Here is a 1,974-nt window from a genome sequence, read left to right on the forward strand (position 1 = left end):
ACCATCTGGCAAGCGCTCCATTGCAAACGGTCCTATCAGACCGGAAGGTAAACGTTTTAAGGAAGAAACTTTGCCCCTTGTCGGATTGAGAATTTGCCAACCAGTTATATCTTCATCGTAAATAACGGTATAAAGACAGCCATCTTGTATCTCTCCTCCCGATAAGGCTAATAAACCGGTTTCTGTCGCCTTATAAACGGGCTTACCAGCTAAATTATTTAAAGCAATTGTTGTCGCCCCAACATTCTTGCCCTTCGCTTTAAAACAAACCGATATGCCATTCTTATACTCTAAAAATGCCGATTGGCTTAGAAGCCTTATCACGCTCGTCTTTTGTTGATCATCAACCGTAACAATGCTTTCAAGCACACCCCCCGTATCCGATAAATACTCACTTACCCGTTGCATCATAAAACGAGCGCTATTATTAACCGTGTTAGGGTGCTGTCCCTCTGACCAATTAATTAAAGCATCAGCACCACCATTCTCAGATGCCGTTAAAGACCAATCATAAATCGTGGACATCTAAACCTCACGTCTTGATTCCAAACACAACACTCATATTAATCGGGCGCGTCTCACTTACACCTGAACTTGCCAATGCAACATCGCGCATATGAAGGTGGGAATGGGGAAAGGCGAGCTTATGGTGCACGCGTATATCCTCTGCCCTCACGCCCAAACGTTCAGCAAGCTTCAACCTTTGCTGGTCATTCAACACATATCCCCAGATGATCGTCATATCACCATGCCAACTCTCTTCCTGATTTTCATCATTCAAAATCGTAAAGGATTGACCCCCATGGTCATGCTTTCTCATTGCGTCATTTTGTAAAGTGCCAAGATAACGAAAGCGGTCTATCTCGCGGTCATCATCAACACCTCGTAAAAAAACACCACGCAAATCGGGAACATTAAACTTCGTCCAACTATCAGCGCCTCCCCACCTGATCCCTATCGCTTCATAAAGAGCAGGATAATCACTACGCAAATAAGCCTTCCCATCACAAGGTAACCAGCCATCTGGCAAAACTTGCATCCCAAAAATCCCTATCGTCCCTGGTGGATAAACGGGAATAACCGGCTCTTGTGATAAAGAGAGAGGCGTAGGATTTAAAACTTGCCAAGCATGATCCCTATAAACCAAGCTATAAATGCATCCCCTTTGAAGCTCGCCCCCAGATAAAACACGAATGCCTAATTCCGTCGCCTTGTAAACAGGTTTAGCCGCCAAATCATTCAAGGCAATTGCGGTTTCCCCAACATTCTTGCTCTTCGCTTTAAAACAAATTGATATCCCATTCTTATACTCTAAAAATTGCGATTGGCTTTGAAGTCTTATCAACGTCGTCTGGTGTTCAGTATCAACCGTAAAAGTGCTTTCAATCACACCACTCGTATCCGATAAATATTCACGCACACGCTGCATCATCACACGAGCACTATTATTCAGACTACTAGGACGTTGTCCTTTTGACCAATCAATCAAATCATCACAATAGGCATTCAAGGAGGCATTTAAAGACCAATCATAGATCGTCGACATCTTACACCTCATGTCTTAATCGCAAACAGAACACTCACATTTACTGGACGCGTCTCGCCTTCACCAGTGCTCTCCAAAACAACCTCTTGGTTCTCATCAAGAGTATGAGAACTTACAATGTAGCCCCCTAAATTCTCACGCTCTATGCCCATAAAATTCGCTAGAGAGCTCCCCCCAAACAAGCCTAGACGATAGCCCAACACATCCGTCGTATTCCCATCCCAAAAGTTTTCGTTGCTGGTAAAATGAGACATCGAAAGGCTCTGTCCTTGATGTTGATGCGACTCGATTAAATCTGTTTGCACACTTGCAAAAGAACGCCCCTCATCAATATTGCGCCCTCCATCAAGCCCCCGTAAAAACATTCCTCGAAAATCGGGAACATTAAATGTCGTGGCGCCATCACCCACGCCCCAAACCGTTCCTAT

General features: G+C 44.3%; 2 protein-coding genes and 1 pseudogene. All 3 read right to left on the reverse strand.

Translation table 11 applies throughout. The annotated features are described in order from the left end of the window. Positions 1–525 (reverse strand): annotated as a pseudogene (locus ACFIO3_RS12225) (phage tail protein); the annotation flags it as partial. A 7-nt stretch (positions 526–532) separates the two neighbouring features. Further along, a complete protein-coding gene (locus tag ACFIO3_RS12230) occupies positions 533–1,546 on the reverse strand; it encodes a phage tail protein (protein WP_375704535.1) in 1,014 nt (337 codons plus the stop codon). Positions 1,547–1,554: 8 nt separating this feature from the next. Next, the coding region (locus ACFIO3_RS12235) for a phage tail protein (RefSeq protein WP_375615466.1) at positions 1,555–1,974 on the reverse strand (420 nt) is incomplete at its 5' end.

The sequence above is a fragment of the Bartonella sp. AD328YNZD genome, assembly GCF_042196425.1.